Below are 16,303 nucleotides of genomic sequence, written 5' to 3'. Positions count from 1 at the left end.
TTAGTGTTTGGAATAAAATGAGAGGCGTCAAATGCAGCACTGATCGTGGTCAGCCAGCTGTTCTTTCAGCGTAGCGTTTGATCGTTTTCAGCTGCACCGCTTCCATAAGTCCATGTACCGGGGGATAAAGGATGTTGCCCATGAACCATTCAGCCCATTTGGGTGAAGCGCTCATTCTGGTTCTGACTATGAGACGGGTAGCGTATGGGGTAATGGGTTTCAGCACAAAAGCCCATGTCATTTTGAAAGGGCCGCCAAACTTTTCTCCCTCGCCTCCGATAACAAAATGATCATTTGGCGCTGCCCGGTATACTTCAAAAAAACTATCCAGCTTCGGAGTAGCAGCCAACCTGTCGCCTGGCTTTCTCTGGCCCCATCCGGACACCAGGTGGTCTGTACTGGGCCTGCCGCCATGGTCCAGCAGGTCAATGCTGTACCACCCGGCCCTGTCGCAGCCAAGTTGCATCAGGTAATGCCAAACGATTTCTGCCGGCGCTTCAATATTGATATGATCTGTATCTGAGTACAATGCGCCAGGAATGATGTCATCTCCGGGCAACATCATCTGACGCTCATCAGGCAGCTCAGGTTTGCCTAATTCATGTTGCAGGTGCCTCATCATGCTGCAGCGGATCTGGTAAGAAAATCGGCCGATCAGCTGATAATACCTCCATAACTGTTTCCAGCTTTTGTTGTCTGTTGCTGTTATCCTTAATTCTATACTTACCGTACTTCCCCGTGAATAGGGGTCAACAGTGAGTGCCCAGGCTACTTTTCCCCAGCCTGGTTCCTGGTAGGCGGCAAACGCTTCGGGCTCGATTTCGAAAAATGGTATGTTTAGCTGCCAGAACTTTCCGATTGCGCCAACTACCACTTCCTTTCCCGGTGTTTCGCTTAAGATCCTGAATCCCTTATTGGTGCTGGCAATCTGGTCTACTCCAATGCTTTCATGTTTTGTTGTACGGGCTTCCGGCGAATGAAGCATATCTGTGATCGTCCGGAGCCTGAACAAGGCCCGTATCCATGGAACAGTGGCCATATCAAAATGCCTGACAGTTTCCCAGGTCGCTTCAGGGTCGGCATTAACAAAGGTCCTTATCGTCTCCATATGCCTTGGAAATGGCATTATTTTCTTTAAGCTCTTCATGCATGTATGTTTAAGATGATCAGGTCCATTCCAATTTAGCGATCCTGTTATACATTTTACCTGCTTCTGCTTCCACCAAAGCTCTTTTCTGCAGCGGGATATCCGCTGCCTGAAGATGGGCCGGATGTTCCGCCAGCGTTTTGCATAGCACGACGCCTTGCTCCAGTAGCCTGTATTTTTCGTCCCGGCTGAGGCTTGTCAGGCAGGTCACCGGATAAAAGCCCGCGTTGTCTATAATGTCTTTTAACCCCTTACCGGCCGGGTAATCCCAGCCAAGCAGTTTTAACCCGGCGCACAGCCCGTATTGCAAAGCATCCCTTGTAAACCGGGTATTCGTAGCCACCCAGCCTTGGCAGCCCGGCGCCTCCTTGCCCTGGTTCTCTATCAACTGCCATTCAATATCTTTAAAGCGCGACTGAACATAGAGCGGTATTTTTACGTCGCATCTTGATCCGGGTTGCTGGTGATATTTGCATTCAATAATGTGATATATTTTGTTCTTTACTGCCAGCACATCTACTTCGTGCTTTACGCAATGTCCTGACATGATTTGGTTGGTGCTGGCCGAAAATCCGGCATGGAGGAACAGCGCTGCAATGTATTGCTCAAACGGAAAGCCGGAAGGCCCCAGCTCAAATATGCTTTGTTTTAGCCGGTAACGGGCAGCGGCCGGCCGTGAGAATTTTTTAAGCAGCCCAAACGCTGTTTTGTAGATAACGCGGGTTGGCATATTGGGGTATATCTTTTTGTAAAGCTCCTCCATAATTGTTGCAATTACATCAGGTGTTGCACCCGCTCGGCTGAGCGATTGCCGGACCTTTTCTGCTGAAAACGGCGCTGTCAGCCCGTCTGATTTTGTAACATTTAAATATGGCGCTGTAAGTTTCATATAATATGTTATTTTTATAGCTATTACAATACGTCCTCATCCGCGCACTGTATCTTTCTCTTTTCAAAATAAACGCCTTTTGCTGCTGTGAAGAATGACCGGCATCATGATTTGTCTTGACAATCATATCCCGCCTGGTGATAATAATCATCTGCGCACCTGTATGAAGATCATTTATCATCCCGGCCTGCTATGCTAATTTGTTGACGGACGATATAATAGTCCTGGTTTATGAGCTTACCGGTTTATTCTTTTCTGCGGCATTTTCCCTATTACGTGCTGCTTGGAGGCTTGGTTTCCTGCTTTGATTTTATATCACCTGAGGTATCGGGCCCCGGCAGTATAGGCAGAACGGTGAATGAGGTCATACCTGATACGGCCGCTGCGCCTGCCACCGATTCATTGAAAAGGGACAGTCTCTTGTACGATCAACTTACGCTTCACCTGGTCCACAATATGCCTGGTCCCCGCTGGCCCGTCAAGGCATCTTATCCTTTGCCCGGTTCCATACTGCCTTTTAAGCGTATTGTAGCCTATTATGGCAACCTGTATTCAACAGGAATGGGAATTCTGGGTGAATTGCCGCCTCAGCTAATGTTACAGCGGCTGTCTGTTGAGGTAACAAAATGGCAGCAGGCAGACAGTATCATCCCCGTTCAGGCCGCGTTGCACTACATAGCAGTTACCGCACAGCGCAATCCTGGCTCCGGAGCAAAATACCGCCTGCGCATGCCGGGATCAGAGATCGAAAAGGTACTGGCCCTCGCCAGGCAGATAAATGCAATTGTGTTCCTGGATATACAGGTAGGCCATAGCACCCTGCAGGAGGAAATCCCTGCCCTGGAGAAGTACCTGCTTATGCCTGATGTACACCTGGGTATTGATCCGGAATATTCCATGAAGTATGGGCAGGCGCCTTGTACTGCCATCGGCACATTCGATGCCGCGGACGTCAATTTCGCGTCTTCCTGGCTGACATCTATTGTCCAACAACATCATCTGCCCCCGAAAATATTGGTAGTTCACCGTTTCACTCAGGCAATGGTCACAAATTATAGGGCCATAAAGCTGCACCCGGAAGTACAGATCGTGATGAATATGGATGGCTTTGGTTCTCCGGCTAAAAAGCTGGATTCCTATAAAGGGTGGATATCTAACCAACCCGTCCAGTTTACAGGGTTCAAATTGTTTTATAGGAATGATGTTGTGACGGGTAAACATTTAATGCAACCCCAGGAAGTGTTAAAGCTATACCCTGTCCCCATTTATATTCAATACCAGTAAGCGTTTAAGGATCAGTCGTTTCAGTAGTTCTGCGCAGCACAGGTAAACAGCTACCAAGCCTGCCAGGTACCCCGCAATAGGTAGTGGCACAGGAACAAAGCCCGCAACATGTGAAAAAGGTAAATAGGGCAGGAGCCAGCCGGCTGCCAGGCATAACAAAGCACTGAACAATAGCTTTGGGCTGGGCCGGCTCTGAATAAAAGGCACCTTGTTGGTACGGATGATGAACACCACCAGTATCTGCGTTGCCAGCGATTCCATAAACCAGCCCGTGCGGAAGAGTGCCTCGCTCACTCCGGATAAGCGGTACAGCAGGTAGAAAGCCAACAGATCAAACAGAGAGCTAAGCAAACCGAATATCAGCATAAAATTGCGCACCATACGTATATCCCAGCGATGTGGCTTCAGCAGATAACTTTCGTCAACGTTGTCCGCAGGAATGGCGACCTGGGAGGTGTCATACAAGAAATTATTGATTAGTATCTGTACCGGCAGCATAGGCAGGAAAGGTAACAGCAGCGTTGCTGTTGCAACAGAGAACATATTCCCAAAATTGGAACTAAGATCCATCAGGATGTACTTCATGGTGTTGCCAAACGTTTTTCGCCCCTCAAGTATGCCTTCCTTCAGCACCAGTAACTCTTTCCTGGTAAGAATAATATCGGCAGCATCTCTGGCAACATCGGTGGCAGTATTCACGGTAATACCGATATCGGCGGAGCGGAGTGAAGGGGCATCATTAATACCGTCCCCCATATAGCCAACAGAGCGGTGATAGGCCTTCATGGCTTGTATCACCCGGTTCTTCTCATCAGGCGAGAATCGCGCAAAGATAGTAATAGCCGCAACTTTTCTTTGCAGGGCATCATCGGAGATCTGTGCAAGCTCGCCGCCCTGCATGATCCCTTTCACAGGCAGACCGATCTCCTTGCAGATCGTTTGTGTTACGAGATGATTGTCACCGGTAATAATCTTCATTTCCACACCCATTTCGGTGAGGGCCTGGATAACCTGCCGCGCATCAGCCTTGGGTGGATCAAGGAATGCCGTGAAGCCCTGCAATTCCAGCTGCTGCTCATCCTCCTTCGTATATTGCTCCTTGAGGCTGATATATTTTGTAGCGGTTGCCAGCACACGAAAGCCGTCCATACTTAGAGACTTGTATAAGTCCAGCGCTTTTACCGCAACACTGTTGTGCTTCAGGCATACTTTCAGTATCTCTTCCGGAGCACCCTTACAGATTAGCAGATATTGGTCTTCGTTTTTGACGACAACGCTCATCCGTTTGCGATAGAAGTCAAACGGTATCTCGTCGGTTTTGTTAAAAGAGGAAATGTCGAGCGTCTTATAGTTTACAATAGCTTCGTCCAACTGGTTTCTAACCCCTGTCTGTAGATAGCTGTTAAGATATGCAAGCAGGAATACCTCTTCATTTTTCCTGCCATTGACGTCTACACATCTTATCATTTCTATCTTGTCCTCTGTGATAGTTCCGGTTTTGTCAGTGCATAGTATTTCCATGCTGCCAAAATTCGGAATTGCCGTTATATTCTTTACGATCACACCTTTTTTGGCGATATGGACTGCGCCCCTGGACATGGTAATGCTCATGATAAGCGGAAGCAGTTCAGGTGTTAAACCTACAGCTACTGCCAGCGAGAACATGAAGGAATCGAGCAGGTCGCGCTGGCTGATTGCGTTCACAAGAAAAATGAACAATACCAGTATGATAGTTATTTTCATGACCAACTGTCCGAACTGCTGTACACCTTTGCCAAAATCGGACATATCCCTTTTCTCACGGAGCTTTTCAGCGATTTTTCCGAATGCTGTGCGCGTACCGGTATTAATGACAATAGCTCCAGCTGTACCGCTTAGCACGCTTGAGCCCATAAACAAGATGTTAGCTGGAAAAGTAAGCTGTGCAGCAATATCAACAGGATCAGCTGTCTTCACTGCCGGAAAGGATTCGCCTGTTAGCGACGACTGGTTTACATAACAGTCCCTGGATACAATTACCCGTGCGTCGGCTGGTACAATCCTACCTGCAGTTAATACTATAATATCACCGGGGCAGAGCTCGCGGGGAGACAGCTCGGTGGTTATGCCATCCCTGATGGCCGTAGCTTTGTTGCCCACGGTCTTTCTTAGCGCTTCTGCTGCGGTTCTGGCGCTTTTCTCCTGCCAGTAGTCTATGGCAGTGCTCAAAAATATGATCACACAGATAATAACTGCGTTGACCGTTTCCCCCATGAAGAATGCCATCACGGCGGCCACTATCAGAATAATGACAAGCGGGTTCTTTATATGTTCAGCGAGCTGCAGTAATTCACTCCTCTTTTTTTTAAACTGCAGCTCATTTGGGCCATAATGCTGCAGGCGCTGTGCTGCTTCCTTTGCTGTCAGCCCTTTGTCAGGGCTGCTCCGCATAATAGCTGCTACCTCGTCCTTTCCCATAGCGGAAAGCAATTGCATGCTATGCTCCTCTCCTCTATACATACATAGTGTTGTTTTCGGGTAGGGTAATATGCTTCGCATGTTGAATATCAGGCAGCGGTGCGGTGCGGGAAAGCAGGTACGGTATGATAAGGCCTATCAGCGCAAGCCAGTATATCCACATCAGACTTTTTTTTTTAGGTGCAGGTCTGCCTTGTACTTTTTGCATAATACTGGTGTTTATTATGCCAAATTTCCAGGGAATGTTCCCCGGAGCAAATGACATCCGTCATTCCGCAAACTACCCCTTATCATGCTTCGGGCAGGTAAAAGACCTGAATTGCAACAGTGTGGCGTGCGGCTTCCTCCTGCCGCTTTTGCCTGGAGGAGGTGAGGGGCAACAGCTGTTTACAGACGGCATGCCGTACCCGAGCTATATTACATACCCAACATTTCGCTGTGAATGGGAAAGTACATCTGGAAGGCATTTCATACAAAGCATCCACTGGGTATGCTTCTCCGGGAGTACTCTTTCATATTGAACACCGGGAGTAAACGTTATCATTTCAAGATCTCAGCCGTCAGGTTGAAAAGATCAGGGCTGCTAATGATCATTCCGGTGACTGACATTTGTCATCATTCGATATTGAACAAGCAGCGAACTTCGTTTATCAATTTATCGTATTCGCAACCAAAAATGCAAACAATGAAACACAATCAATTTTGTCAGAGTTGCAGCATGCCACTGGACACGGAGATGGCAGGGACAGAGAAAGACGGGACTCTGAGCAATGAGTATTGCAAATATTGTTACCAGAACGGCGAATTTACCTCCCCGTCGATGACATTGGATGAAATGAAGATCCTGGTAAAACGGGAAATGCAGAAGCGCAGCATATCCAATGATATCATTCAGCGGGCGGTAGGCGCGCTCCCTTATCTGAAACGTTGGAGGAGTCAAATGCATTCGGCACAATGATAGCTTTTATTTTTTTTAACCTGTAAATTAATGACATATGAAACGTAATATCGGAGACATAGACCGAAGCGTCCGCCTCATAGCAGCATTATTATTCGCTGGCCTATACTTTGGCGGCATTATGACCGGCGCGGTAGGAGTAATATTTTTGGTACTTGGCATTATATTTTTTCTTAGCGCTTTGGCGGGTACCTGCCCACTCTATAGCTTATTTGGAATTTCAACCTGTTCTTTGGACAGGAAGGTAAAGCCTTAGTTGGATAGTATGAGGTATTTGCTGACAATTTTATCGATCATTCTCTTTTTATCGGGTACACCGGATTACAGGCCTCCTGTAACGCCGCGCATTCCGGTATTATGCTATCATGCAATTTACACGGATCAGGATAAAAAGGCTTCTGCACTGGCAATCAACCGGGATCAGCTGAATAAGCAGCTTAAATTCCTCTATGATAGCGGCTATCACACCGTATCGCCAGACCAGCTTTATAGCTATCTGACCAAAGACGGGCCACTTCCACTAAAACCCATCCTCATTACTTTCGACGATACCAGGGCAGAGCACATTGCCATTGCGGCACCCTTAATGGAGCAATATGGTTTCAGAGGAGTATTCTTTATAATGACGGTGCCCATTGGCAAGCCCGGCTACATGACGGCAGAAGCTATAAAGGCGCTTTCAGACAGGGGCCATGTAATTGGTGCTCATACATGGGATCACCCTTATCTGAACCGGTCCAGCCCCTGGAATTACACAGTACAGTTTGTTCAGCCAAAGCTGCTGCTTGAAAAGATAACAGGAAAGCCTGTATCGTTTTTTGCTTATCCCTTTGGAGAGTGGAATGAAAATACCATCGACATGCTCCGGATGTGCGGTTTTAAGGCAGCATTTCAGCTTGCAGGAAGATTAAGCCGGAAATACCCGGAGTATACTATACAGCGGATGATGGTCGATGGCAGATGGTCTGGCGCCCGCTTGCAGGAGGAAATAATCAGGATGTTTATTGACTATAATCATTTCCGTAGTGGAAACTGGTCATTCGTGCTGCATACAGTCTCTTTTACCTTAGCAACAGCATGTAATTGAATTCTTCATCACTTAAAAAGATATTATATGAAGACGTTAGATAATGCTGTTGAAATACAGGATGAAATTTTATCCAATTTACCCTATACTCCTCTTTCAATAGAAGAGCAGATCAACAAAGGCTGCATAGGATAATTTATACTGTACGAGAAAGTGTTTTACCAGCGATTAGGCAAATTGTATCATCTGGTGTAGCAAACTGTTTTTTGACCATGCATTCATTCTTTAAGCTTAAAACATTTGCTTATGAAAAAAATTGCGTTATGGCATGCAATTGTTTCTCAGCATCTTTTTGCTATGCACGTGTAGAAAAACACCCTTGCCGCTTCCCCTTATGCAAGTTAAAAAAATAATCGCATATGAGCCGGCAGGGCTTCAGATACGCTATGTGCGTGAATACAGCTATAATATTGTAGGTAAAACCGCTACGCTGACACAAACAGACATTAATGTGCATCCGAAGATCTTTCAGTTCTTTTACAGCTCCAGCTACCTGCTTTCCAGGCAGAGCTGGTCTATGCTATATTGTTGGAGAAAATAGAGCGACAAAAGCCGGAAGGCACCACTGTTACCCAAAAGCAATACTACCAAAACTGGCTTGCCAGGATCTCACGCTTTTTCGTCACACATAAAGATTTCTATGAGTACGTACGCAAGGGGGCAACTTTTTTAGACGAAAATTATTTTCTCAGGGAACGTGATGATCCCTTTAACATACGTGAAGCATTTTCCTTTGCCCTCGGCCGACGGTTTTGTACCACCGCTTCCTTTACGCTGTCGCGTATCCATGCGCACGGCATGCTACAGCAGTATTTGATCGACCGGCTAAATCTGTTAAGCGGTAGGGCTAAACAGACAACCTTCCAGGATTTCGGGCTCCAATGGACTCAGTCACCCATGGCCTTAAAAGAAATGGTCTATGCGCATTTCTATGATGGCAGCTTTAATAAAGGCAAAGCAGAGATCAAGCAACTGGCCGCTGCATTCAGCGCCATCTATGGCGTGAAGCTGGATAACATCTGGCGGGCAAACCAGGAGATGTACTACCGCAGCAATATGAGCCAATATATTGATCAACTCCGTAAACGCTTTATCGATGGTATGCAGGAAACCGAAGACCGGCGTAAGAAAAAATAAGCTGAGTGGGGTATGCCTTGCCAGGTCATTGCTGGTCGCAATGGCCTTTTATTTTGCTTGGGGCCCCACCCTTTACCAAAAACTGTCTAGATGGTCAACTGATGGTTTCCAGGCCTCTGCTGTGGCCAGTTTTGCGGTAGAAATCACGGCTCGTGCCGTACATTTTTAACCGCAAAAACACGCACTATGTTATCCTTTATTAGCTGGGGGCAATTCTGGACCTATATTGCCATCGCCCTTGTTTTCTATTACCTGTTTATCGCCGTTGTCTACTTTGGTAACGAGATCCAAAGTATTCTTAAAGGCCGATCAATACCTTTGGCAGGGCCCAAACCACTGGCCGCATCTGCGTTAACAGCATCAGTACTTACCACCAGCAGAGACCCGTTGCAAAGCAGTGACAGCCTCCGCCGCTTTGACGCCCTTCCTTCCAGAGAAGCGGAAGCTCAGCCCCTCGACCCCGCAACGCCATCAGACCCAAGCCACGGGCAGCAAAGCAGCCAAGCCGATGAAGCGGCCTTTTATGAAGAAATGGAAGACATCGCCGACCGCCTCAAAGCCATGATGGAACGCACGGGGATTCATACCAGCCGCGGAGAGCTGATGGATAAAATTATTAAAGAGCTGCGCACTTTCTCTTCCGTGATCGACATCACTGCCTTTACAGAAAATCTAGGTGAGTTCCTGCAATTGCAAAGCTCTGAGCTCTGCGATGTAGAACTCGATGATACTGACCTGGACGCTATCTGGAATAACCTTCACCCATAAACTTTTGCTATTATGAAATGCATCAACCAGAAAACGCTTACGGTTGCCATCCGCCGGTACGGACCTCTTGTGCTGCTATTGCTTACCTCTATTGCGCTTCACGCCCAGCAAGGTAATGGTGAAGCGGGTATTACTGAGGCTACCAGCAAGGTGAAAGGATACTTCGGTGTCGGCACTTCCCTTATGTATGCCATAGGCGCAGTTGTCGGCCTCGTTGGTGCTGTAAAGGTGTACAACAAGTGGAACAGCGGCGATGGCGATACCTCCAAAGTTGCAGCCGCCTGGTTTGGTAGTTGCATTTTCCTTGTTGTCGTGGCAACGGTGCTCAAATCCTTCTTCGGCGTATAAGCCCCTGTAGCCCACACCAGGTGCCGGCTTTAGCCACGAGGTCGGCACTTTCATCCAACATATGACTGTATCCAACACGTATAAACCATCCTTCACGCATACATACGATCATCCCATGAACAGTGTATATGAGGTTAACAAAGGGATCAATAAATCCATAGAGTTCAAAGGCCTGAAGGCGCAGTACATAGCCTACCTGGCCGTTGGCCTGCTGATCCTGCTTATCCTTTTTGCAGTGATGTTCATTGCAGGGGTTTCCACTTTTATTGCGCTTCCCATCATTATCATTTGCGGATCAGTGCTCTTTACCTGGACCTATCGCTACAGTAATAAATACGGCGCCCATGGACTGATGAAAGAAGCTGCATGGCGCAAGCTACCAACTTGCCTGCGTACCCGCGGCCACCGCCCATTTTCCAATCGTAATGTAAACCCTAAGCCATGACCGCGCTCATTATCATTATAGCCTTTCTTATACTTTCAGCACTCATGCTCACCTTGAGAGATCAAAGGGAGGACGGCAAATCCCTGCACCAAATGCTTCCGGTTTACAAGGTGGAGCAGGACTGCATCCTTTCTAAAAACGGTGATATTACCGTAGCCTTCGAGCTCATCCTCCCAGAGATCTTTTCTTTATCCAGTGATGAGTACGAGACCATTCACCAGAACTGGGTAAAGGCAATACGGGTACTTCCCAAACACTGCGTTTTGCATAAGCAGGACTGGTTTACCAAGGATACCTACCAGCCGGAGGCCAGCAGTTTAAAGAAAACTTTTCTTTCTGAAAAGGCCGATGCTTACTTCAAAGGCAGGCCTTTCCTAAATCATCGTTGTTACCTGATGCTGACGAAAAAGCCAGAAGGAAGGAAGCTCTCATCCTCTGTTTTCAATAACCTGATGCGGTCCAGCATTGTACCAGAAGAAACCATTAACGAAAATCTTTTCCAGTCTTTTTTGGATAGTGTCGGCCAGTTCCAGTGCATCTTATCCGATAGCCAATATATGAAGATGCGGCGCTTAAAAGAGGATGAGATCATCGGCACGGAAAAGCAGCCCGGTATTATCGAACAGTACCTCTACCTGCTATTCCCCAAGGAGCAACCTATAATTAAGGATATTGAATTTAAGCCGGAGTGGAAAATAGGTGAGCAGTACATGCAGCTCTTTAGCCTGGCCGATGCCGAGAACCTTCCCGCGCTCTGTGGATCACGCATTACCTATGATAAATACAGTACGGATAAAACAAAGTTTTCGGTAGGCTTTGCCAGCTTCATTGGCCAGTTGCTTCCCTGCAATCATGTATACAACCAGTTTGTTTTTATTGACGACGCCCAGCAGACAATAAAGAAGCTGGAAAGCAAACGGCTGCGCCTACAATCCTTATCGGCCTACAGCAGGGAAAACGCGATCAGCCGTGACGCCACCAGTGCTTTCCTTAATGAAGCTATCAGCCAGCAGCGCCTTCCGGTAAAGGCCAGCTATAACGTACTAGTATGGACAGATAATCGGGAAGAACTAAAGGACCTGCGCAACATTACCTCGTCAGCGCTTGCTCAAATGGACGCCTTACCCAAAGAAGAAACCAAAGCAGCAGCGCCCATCTGGTGGGCAGGGGTGCCTGGCAATGAGGCCGACTTCCCTGCCAACGACACCTTTGACACGTTTGCAGAACAAGCCAGCTGCTTTTTTAACATCGAAGGTATGACACGCAGCGCCACACCAGATAAAGGCATCCGGTTTTGCGACCGGCTTACCAAAAGGCCACTATTTCTCGACCTATACGATTCCCCACGCCTGGTGGAAGGAATCAGCTCAAATATGGGTACGCTGGTCTGCGGAAGTAGTGGCGGCGGAAAGTCCATGACGGTGAATCACATGCTTCGGTCGTTGTACGACCAGGGCGCTCACTGTGTCATTGTCGATATCGGTGGCAGTTATAAAAGCCTTTGCGAACTGGTGGGTGGCTACTACTTCACCTATGAAGAAACTAATCCCATAAAGTTCAATCCCTTCTTTTTATCCAAAGGTGAAGTCCTAGATATTGAAAAAAAGGAAAGCCTGAAATCCATGTTGGTGGCCTTATGGAAACAGGAGCACGAAAACTTCAACCGATCTGAGTATGTAGCGCTCTCCAATGCACTACAAGGGTATTATCAGTTACTGGAAAAGGACCCGAGTATCTTTCCCAGCTTTAATACCTTTTATGAGTACCTGCAAAACGGCTACCGGGAAACGCTCAAAGAGCACCATGTAAAAGACAAGGATTTTGATGTCAACAACTTTCTTTATGTGCTGAGGCCCTACTACCGTGGCGGTGAATTCGATTACCTGCTCAATGCTACAGAGAACCTGCAGGTACTGGGCCAACCTTTTATTGTCTTTGAGTTGGACAACTGTAAAGACAACCCGGTCCTCTTTCCAGTAGTCTGCCTACTACTCACAGAATTGTTCATTTCCAAGATGCGAAAGCTAAAAGGCACCCGTAAAGTACTGGTTATTGATGAGGCCTGGAAAGCTATTGCTAAAAGCGGTATGGCCGAGTTTTTAAAATATGCCTTTAAGACCATCAGGAAATTTAATGGTATACCTATAGTGATCACACAAGAGCTGGATGACCTGGTAAGCTCCCCTGTAATTAAAGATGCCATCATTAATAACGCCGATGTAAAGATCTTAATGGACATGAGAAAGTTCATCAACAAGTTCGATAAGCTACAGGATGTACTGGGCATGTCTGAGAAGGCTAAAACCGCCGTTCTTTCTGTCAACAAGGATGAACGGGAAATCTACATCAACATCGGCGGCCAAAAAGATATCGTTGTCAGAAACGAGCTGTGCCCTCATGAATATTACGCATTCACCACTGAGGGAAAAGAAAGGGTTAAAGTGCTCGAATATGCCGAACGCTATGGCAGTATGGAAAAAGGCATTGAAGCGCTGGTGGCGGAACAGAATGCTAGTTAACCAACATTATAAATATATCGTGATGAAAAAGTATTTTATCATATACCTGCTGGCACTGACTACCATTTTTACGGTGGCGCCTACACAGCAAAGCCATGCTATTATCTGGAAGGTGGTGACAGAAGCGGTAAAGAAGGCCATCAAGGCGATGGACCTGCAGATACAGCGCCTGCAAAACAAGACCATTGGCTTACAGAATGCACAAAAGACGCTGGAGAACGCTATGTCCAAACTCAAGCTTAAAGAAATATCCAATTGGGCAGAAAAGCAACGCAGTCTCTACCAGAAGTACTATGAAGAGCTTTGGAAGGTAAAGAACGCTATAGCCACCTACAAACGGGTAAAGCAGATCATGGAGCGGCAGGTGCAACTAGTGGAGGAATACAAACGCGCCTATGGCCTTTTCAAGCAGGATAAGCATTTTTCCCAGCGCGAATTAGACTATATGTACCAGGTGTACTCCGGCATCCTTTCTGAATCCTTAAAAAATATTGACCAGGTGCTGCTTGTTGTCAACTCCTTTGCCACGCAGATGAGTGATGGCAGTCGCCTGGAATTCATTAACGACGCTGCCCACCGCATTGAAGGTAACTGCTCTGATCTGCACAAGTTCAATAACCAGAACGCCATGATCTCCCTGCAACGCGCCAAGGACGCAGGGGAGGCGGCCTACATCAAACAACTTTACGGACTTCATTAATTACTTTCTGATGAAACACTTTTCCTACTATAAAGCTGCTACGATGCTCTTTTGCCTGCTATTATTGCTGGGTAATACTAAAGCCCAGGGCGGCATCTTTAACCAGAACCAGCAAATGACCCGCAACTTGGTCATCCAGATCGGTCTGTTCCAAACTTACCTGGGTTATTTAAAAAAAGGGTATGATATCGTAGACAAGGGCGTAAGTCTGGTGCGTGATATCAAAGATGGAGAGTTCTCCCTGCACAAAGATTATTTCTCCAGCTTAAAGAACGTCAACCCTAAAGTTAAAAACTACAGCAAGGTTGTAGAAATTATCAGCCTGCAGCTTTCCATCCTGGACCAGTACCATAAGACCTTTTCAAAGATAAAGTCCAGTAAGCTTTTTGGAGAGCGGGAGCTGAAGTATTTCTCCAGCGTCTACAGTAAACTTTTGGATGAAACGGCTAAATCACTCGATGAGCTGATACTGCTGACCGCCAGCGGTAACCTGCGGCTTACAGATGATGAGCGTATAAAACGTCTGGACAAGCTTTACGAAGATATGAGCGGTAAGCACAGCTTTATCCAGCACTTCAACGACAAGGTAAGGGGCCTGGGTTTCCAGCGTAACCACGAGCTGCTTCAGATCCATATGCAACAATCTTTAGAAGGCCAATAATTTCTTTATCATGAAAACACTTTTGAAAATAGGGCTGCTTACGCTACTGCTTTCGGGCACAACCCTTGCCAGCCAGGCACAGGTGCAGGAAGCCATTCAGCTGGCACTCAATATCGAGAAACTGAATCAGCTGCGACAGATCCTGCAAAACATGTATAGCGCTTATACTATTATTTCCGGTGGCTACAATAAGGTTCGCAATATCACCTTCGGTAACTATAAGATCCATGAAGCTTTTATGGATGGGCTAATGGCCGTAAATCCAAAGATCAAAAATTACCGTCGTGTCGCAGACATAATAGAAGCGCAGCGTTATATCCTCAAAGAATACAAAGCAGCCTATAGTCGTTTCTCCGCCTCTGGTATGATGCGAGCTGAGGAACTCGAGTACCTGATGAAGGTATATAGTAACCTGGTGGAGCAAAGCTTGCAACACCTTGATGAGCTGACGATGATCCTTACCAGCGGCAACTTCAAGATGACCGATGATGAGCGGCTCCAGGGTATTGACCGGGTCTATGACCAGATGCAGGACAAGCTCAGTTTCCTGCGCAGTTTTAATAACAAGGCTTCCGTGCTGGTTTTCCAACGCAGCAAACAGCATAAGGAAGTACAAATGTTTCGCCAGCTCTATAACCTGAAGCCACAGTAAACTCTTCATATATGAAACAATACTTTTTTAAAACGGCTACCCTGGCTGTTATAGCCCTCCTTTTGCCTTGTTTTCTTCATGCCCAGGGAATGGCAGATGAAATGAAGGGGCTACATGGCGTGCTGGAACAGCTGTTTAACGAGATGATCCCGCTTTGCAGCAAGATGATTGATGTAGGCCGCGCCCTGGCAGGCTTTGGGGCGATGTGGTATATCGGCTATCGGGTATGGAAGCAAATAGCCAATGCTGAACCGATCGATTTCTTTCCTTTATTCAGACCTTTTGCCATCGGCCTTGCTATCACCCTTTATTTACCGCTGGTTAATATGATGAACCTGGTGCTCAGGCCCACGGTATCCATTACCGCTGCAATTGTGGAGGACTCCGATGCAGCCATAGAGGAGCTGTTAAAGAAAAAACAGGAAGCTATTAAAGGAACCAAAGAATGGCAAATGTATGTTGGCGAAACTGGAGATGGGGATCGTGACGCGTGGTACCGCTATAGCCATCCCGGCCAGGAGCCAACAGATGAAGGCTTTATGGATGGACTGGGTAATAGTGTGGTGTTTGCCATGTCTAAGATGTATTACAACTTCAAGAACTCGGTAAAACAGTGGATGAGTGAAGTACTGCAGGTTGTTTTCCAGGCGGCATCTCTTGCCATTGACGCGCTATGCACCTTTCAGCGAGTAGTACTGGTCATGCTTGGCCCCCTGGTGCTTGGCCTGGCTGTCTTTGATGGTTTTCAGCAAAGCCTTGTCCAGTGGCTGGGCCGCTACATCAATATTTTCATGTGGCTGCCGGTAGCCAACATCTTTGGCGCCATTATCGGTAAGATCCAGGAGAATATGATCAAGATCGATCTTGTCCAAGTCGCGCAAGATGGGCAGACCTCCTTTAGCAACGCTGATACCGCTTACCTGGTATTTATGATCATTGGCATTGTCGGGTATTTTACGGTCCCTTCGGTGGCCAACTACATTGTCCATGCCCATGGGGCCAACGCTATGCTCCAACGCGTTACTACCATTGTCAGCTCAACGGCCAGCCGCATGTCTGCCGGCGCCGGAAACATCGTGGATGCTTATTCCCATATTAAAGATGGCATGAGTGGTAATTACATGCCCGGTAGTGGTGGCTTTATGGGAGACCTGGGTAAGACAATTGGTAAGACCGGGGCCTTTATGGCCGATAAGCTTTCCGGAGATACCAAGGACGATAAAAATGCAAAGAAAGCCTAACCCCTAAACC

18 protein-coding genes are annotated in these 16,303 nt (G+C 47.1%); 14 read left to right on the top strand and 4 right to left on the bottom strand.

Annotated elements, in window-relative coordinates; all coding sequences use genetic code 11:
- Positions 1-49 precede the first annotated feature (49 nt).
- Together ACR9Y8_RS03740 and ACR9Y8_RS03735 are read right to left on the bottom strand one after the other, a co-directional pair.
- A complete protein-coding gene (locus ACR9Y8_RS03740; RefSeq protein ID WP_481211893.1) occupies positions 50-1,108 on the bottom strand; it encodes an SRPBCC family protein in 1,059 nt (352 codons plus the stop codon).
- A gap of 58 nt (positions 1,109-1,166) precedes the next feature.
- Positions 1,167-2,036 (bottom strand): ATP cone domain-containing protein, encoded by an 870-nt coding sequence (locus ACR9Y8_RS03735; RefSeq protein WP_481211892.1) that lies wholly within the window; start codon positions 2,034-2,036, stop codon positions 1,167-1,169.
- A 231-nt stretch (positions 2,037-2,267) separates the two neighbouring features.
- Between ACR9Y8_RS03735 and ACR9Y8_RS03730 the strand changes: the two genes are divergently transcribed.
- A complete protein-coding gene (locus ACR9Y8_RS03730) occupies positions 2,268-3,320 on the top strand; it encodes a hypothetical protein (RefSeq protein ID WP_481211891.1) in 1,053 nt (350 codons plus the stop codon).
- On the opposite strand, the gene mgtA is transcribed toward ACR9Y8_RS03730, so the two are convergent.
- Positions 3,285-5,819, bottom strand: coding sequence for a magnesium-translocating P-type ATPase (mgtA, locus tag ACR9Y8_RS03725; protein ID WP_481211890.1), 2,535 nt, complete (start codon positions 5,817-5,819; stop codon positions 3,285-3,287). The two genes, ACR9Y8_RS03730 and mgtA, sit on opposite strands and share 36 nt — an antisense overlap.
- Positions 5,812-5,985: a hypothetical protein gene (locus ACR9Y8_RS03720; protein ID WP_481211889.1), complete on the bottom strand. Its 174-nt coding sequence runs from the start codon at positions 5,983-5,985 to the stop codon at positions 5,812-5,814. Before ACR9Y8_RS03720 ends, mgtA begins: the two co-directional genes overlap by 8 nt.
- 477 nt (positions 5,986-6,462) lie before the next feature.
- Between ACR9Y8_RS03720 and ACR9Y8_RS03715 the strand changes: the two genes are divergently transcribed.
- From ACR9Y8_RS03715 to traJ, 13 genes are all read left to right on the top strand, one after another.
- Entirely contained in the window at positions 6,463-6,735 is a 273-nt protein-coding gene (locus ACR9Y8_RS03715; protein WP_481211888.1) for a zinc ribbon domain-containing protein, read from the top strand.
- A gap of 37 nt (positions 6,736-6,772) precedes the next feature.
- A complete protein-coding gene (locus ACR9Y8_RS03710) occupies positions 6,773-6,991 on the top strand; it encodes a YgaP family membrane protein (RefSeq protein ID WP_481211887.1) in 219 nt (72 codons plus the stop codon).
- A gap of 9 nt (positions 6,992-7,000) precedes the next feature.
- Entirely contained in the window at positions 7,001-7,822 is an 822-nt protein-coding gene (locus ACR9Y8_RS03705; RefSeq protein WP_481211886.1) for a polysaccharide deacetylase family protein, read from the top strand.
- Between the two features lie 334 nt (positions 7,823-8,156).
- Complete coding sequence (locus ACR9Y8_RS03700) at positions 8,157-8,363, top strand: hypothetical protein (RefSeq protein WP_481211885.1); 207 nt, start codon at positions 8,157-8,159, stop codon at positions 8,361-8,363.
- Positions 8,351-8,959, top strand: a complete 609-nt coding sequence (locus ACR9Y8_RS03695) for an RteC domain-containing protein (RefSeq protein ID WP_481211884.1) — start codon at positions 8,351-8,353, stop codon at positions 8,957-8,959. Before ACR9Y8_RS03700 ends, ACR9Y8_RS03695 begins: the two co-directional genes overlap by 13 nt.
- 186 nt (positions 8,960-9,145) lie before the next feature.
- Positions 9,146-9,727: a hypothetical protein gene (locus ACR9Y8_RS03690; protein WP_481211883.1), complete on the top strand. Its 582-nt coding sequence runs from the start codon at positions 9,146-9,148 to the stop codon at positions 9,725-9,727.
- A gap of 12 nt (positions 9,728-9,739) precedes the next feature.
- The gene (locus ACR9Y8_RS03685) at positions 9,740-10,075 is read left to right on the top strand and encodes a DUF4134 domain-containing protein (RefSeq protein ID WP_481211882.1); all 336 of its coding nucleotides are present in this window, start codon (positions 9,740-9,742) and stop codon (positions 10,073-10,075) included.
- Positions 10,076-10,136: 61 nt separating this feature from the next.
- Positions 10,137-10,520 (top strand): DUF4133 domain-containing protein, encoded by a 384-nt coding sequence (locus ACR9Y8_RS03680; protein WP_481211881.1) that lies wholly within the window; start codon positions 10,137-10,139, stop codon positions 10,518-10,520.
- Positions 10,517-13,039 (top strand): TraG family conjugative transposon ATPase, encoded by a 2,523-nt coding sequence (locus tag ACR9Y8_RS03675; RefSeq protein ID WP_481211880.1) that lies wholly within the window; start codon positions 10,517-10,519, stop codon positions 13,037-13,039. The genes ACR9Y8_RS03680 and ACR9Y8_RS03675 overlap by 4 nt, the downstream gene beginning before the upstream one ends.
- Positions 13,040-13,061: 22 nt before the next feature.
- The gene (locus ACR9Y8_RS03670) at positions 13,062-13,739 is read left to right on the top strand and encodes a conjugal transfer protein TraI (protein WP_481211879.1); all 678 of its coding nucleotides are present in this window, start codon (positions 13,062-13,064) and stop codon (positions 13,737-13,739) included.
- A gap of 10 nt (positions 13,740-13,749) precedes the next feature.
- A complete protein-coding gene (locus ACR9Y8_RS03665) occupies positions 13,750-14,400 on the top strand; it encodes a hypothetical protein (RefSeq protein WP_481211878.1) in 651 nt (216 codons plus the stop codon).
- Between the two features lie 10 nt (positions 14,401-14,410).
- Positions 14,411-15,052, top strand: a complete 642-nt coding sequence (locus ACR9Y8_RS03660; RefSeq protein ID WP_481211877.1) for a TerB family tellurite resistance protein — start codon at positions 14,411-14,413, stop codon at positions 15,050-15,052.
- A gap of 11 nt (positions 15,053-15,063) precedes the next feature.
- The gene (gene traJ / locus ACR9Y8_RS03655; protein ID WP_481211876.1) at positions 15,064-16,293 is read left to right on the top strand and encodes a conjugative transposon protein TraJ; all 1,230 of its coding nucleotides are present in this window, start codon (positions 15,064-15,066) and stop codon (positions 16,291-16,293) included.
- Positions 16,294-16,303 lie beyond the last annotated feature (10 nt).

This window comes from Chitinophaga sp. SVR4-12A (genome assembly GCF_056754765.1).
Note: the sequence above shows the minus strand (reverse complement) of the source record. Positions and strands in the feature narration are given on the sequence as shown.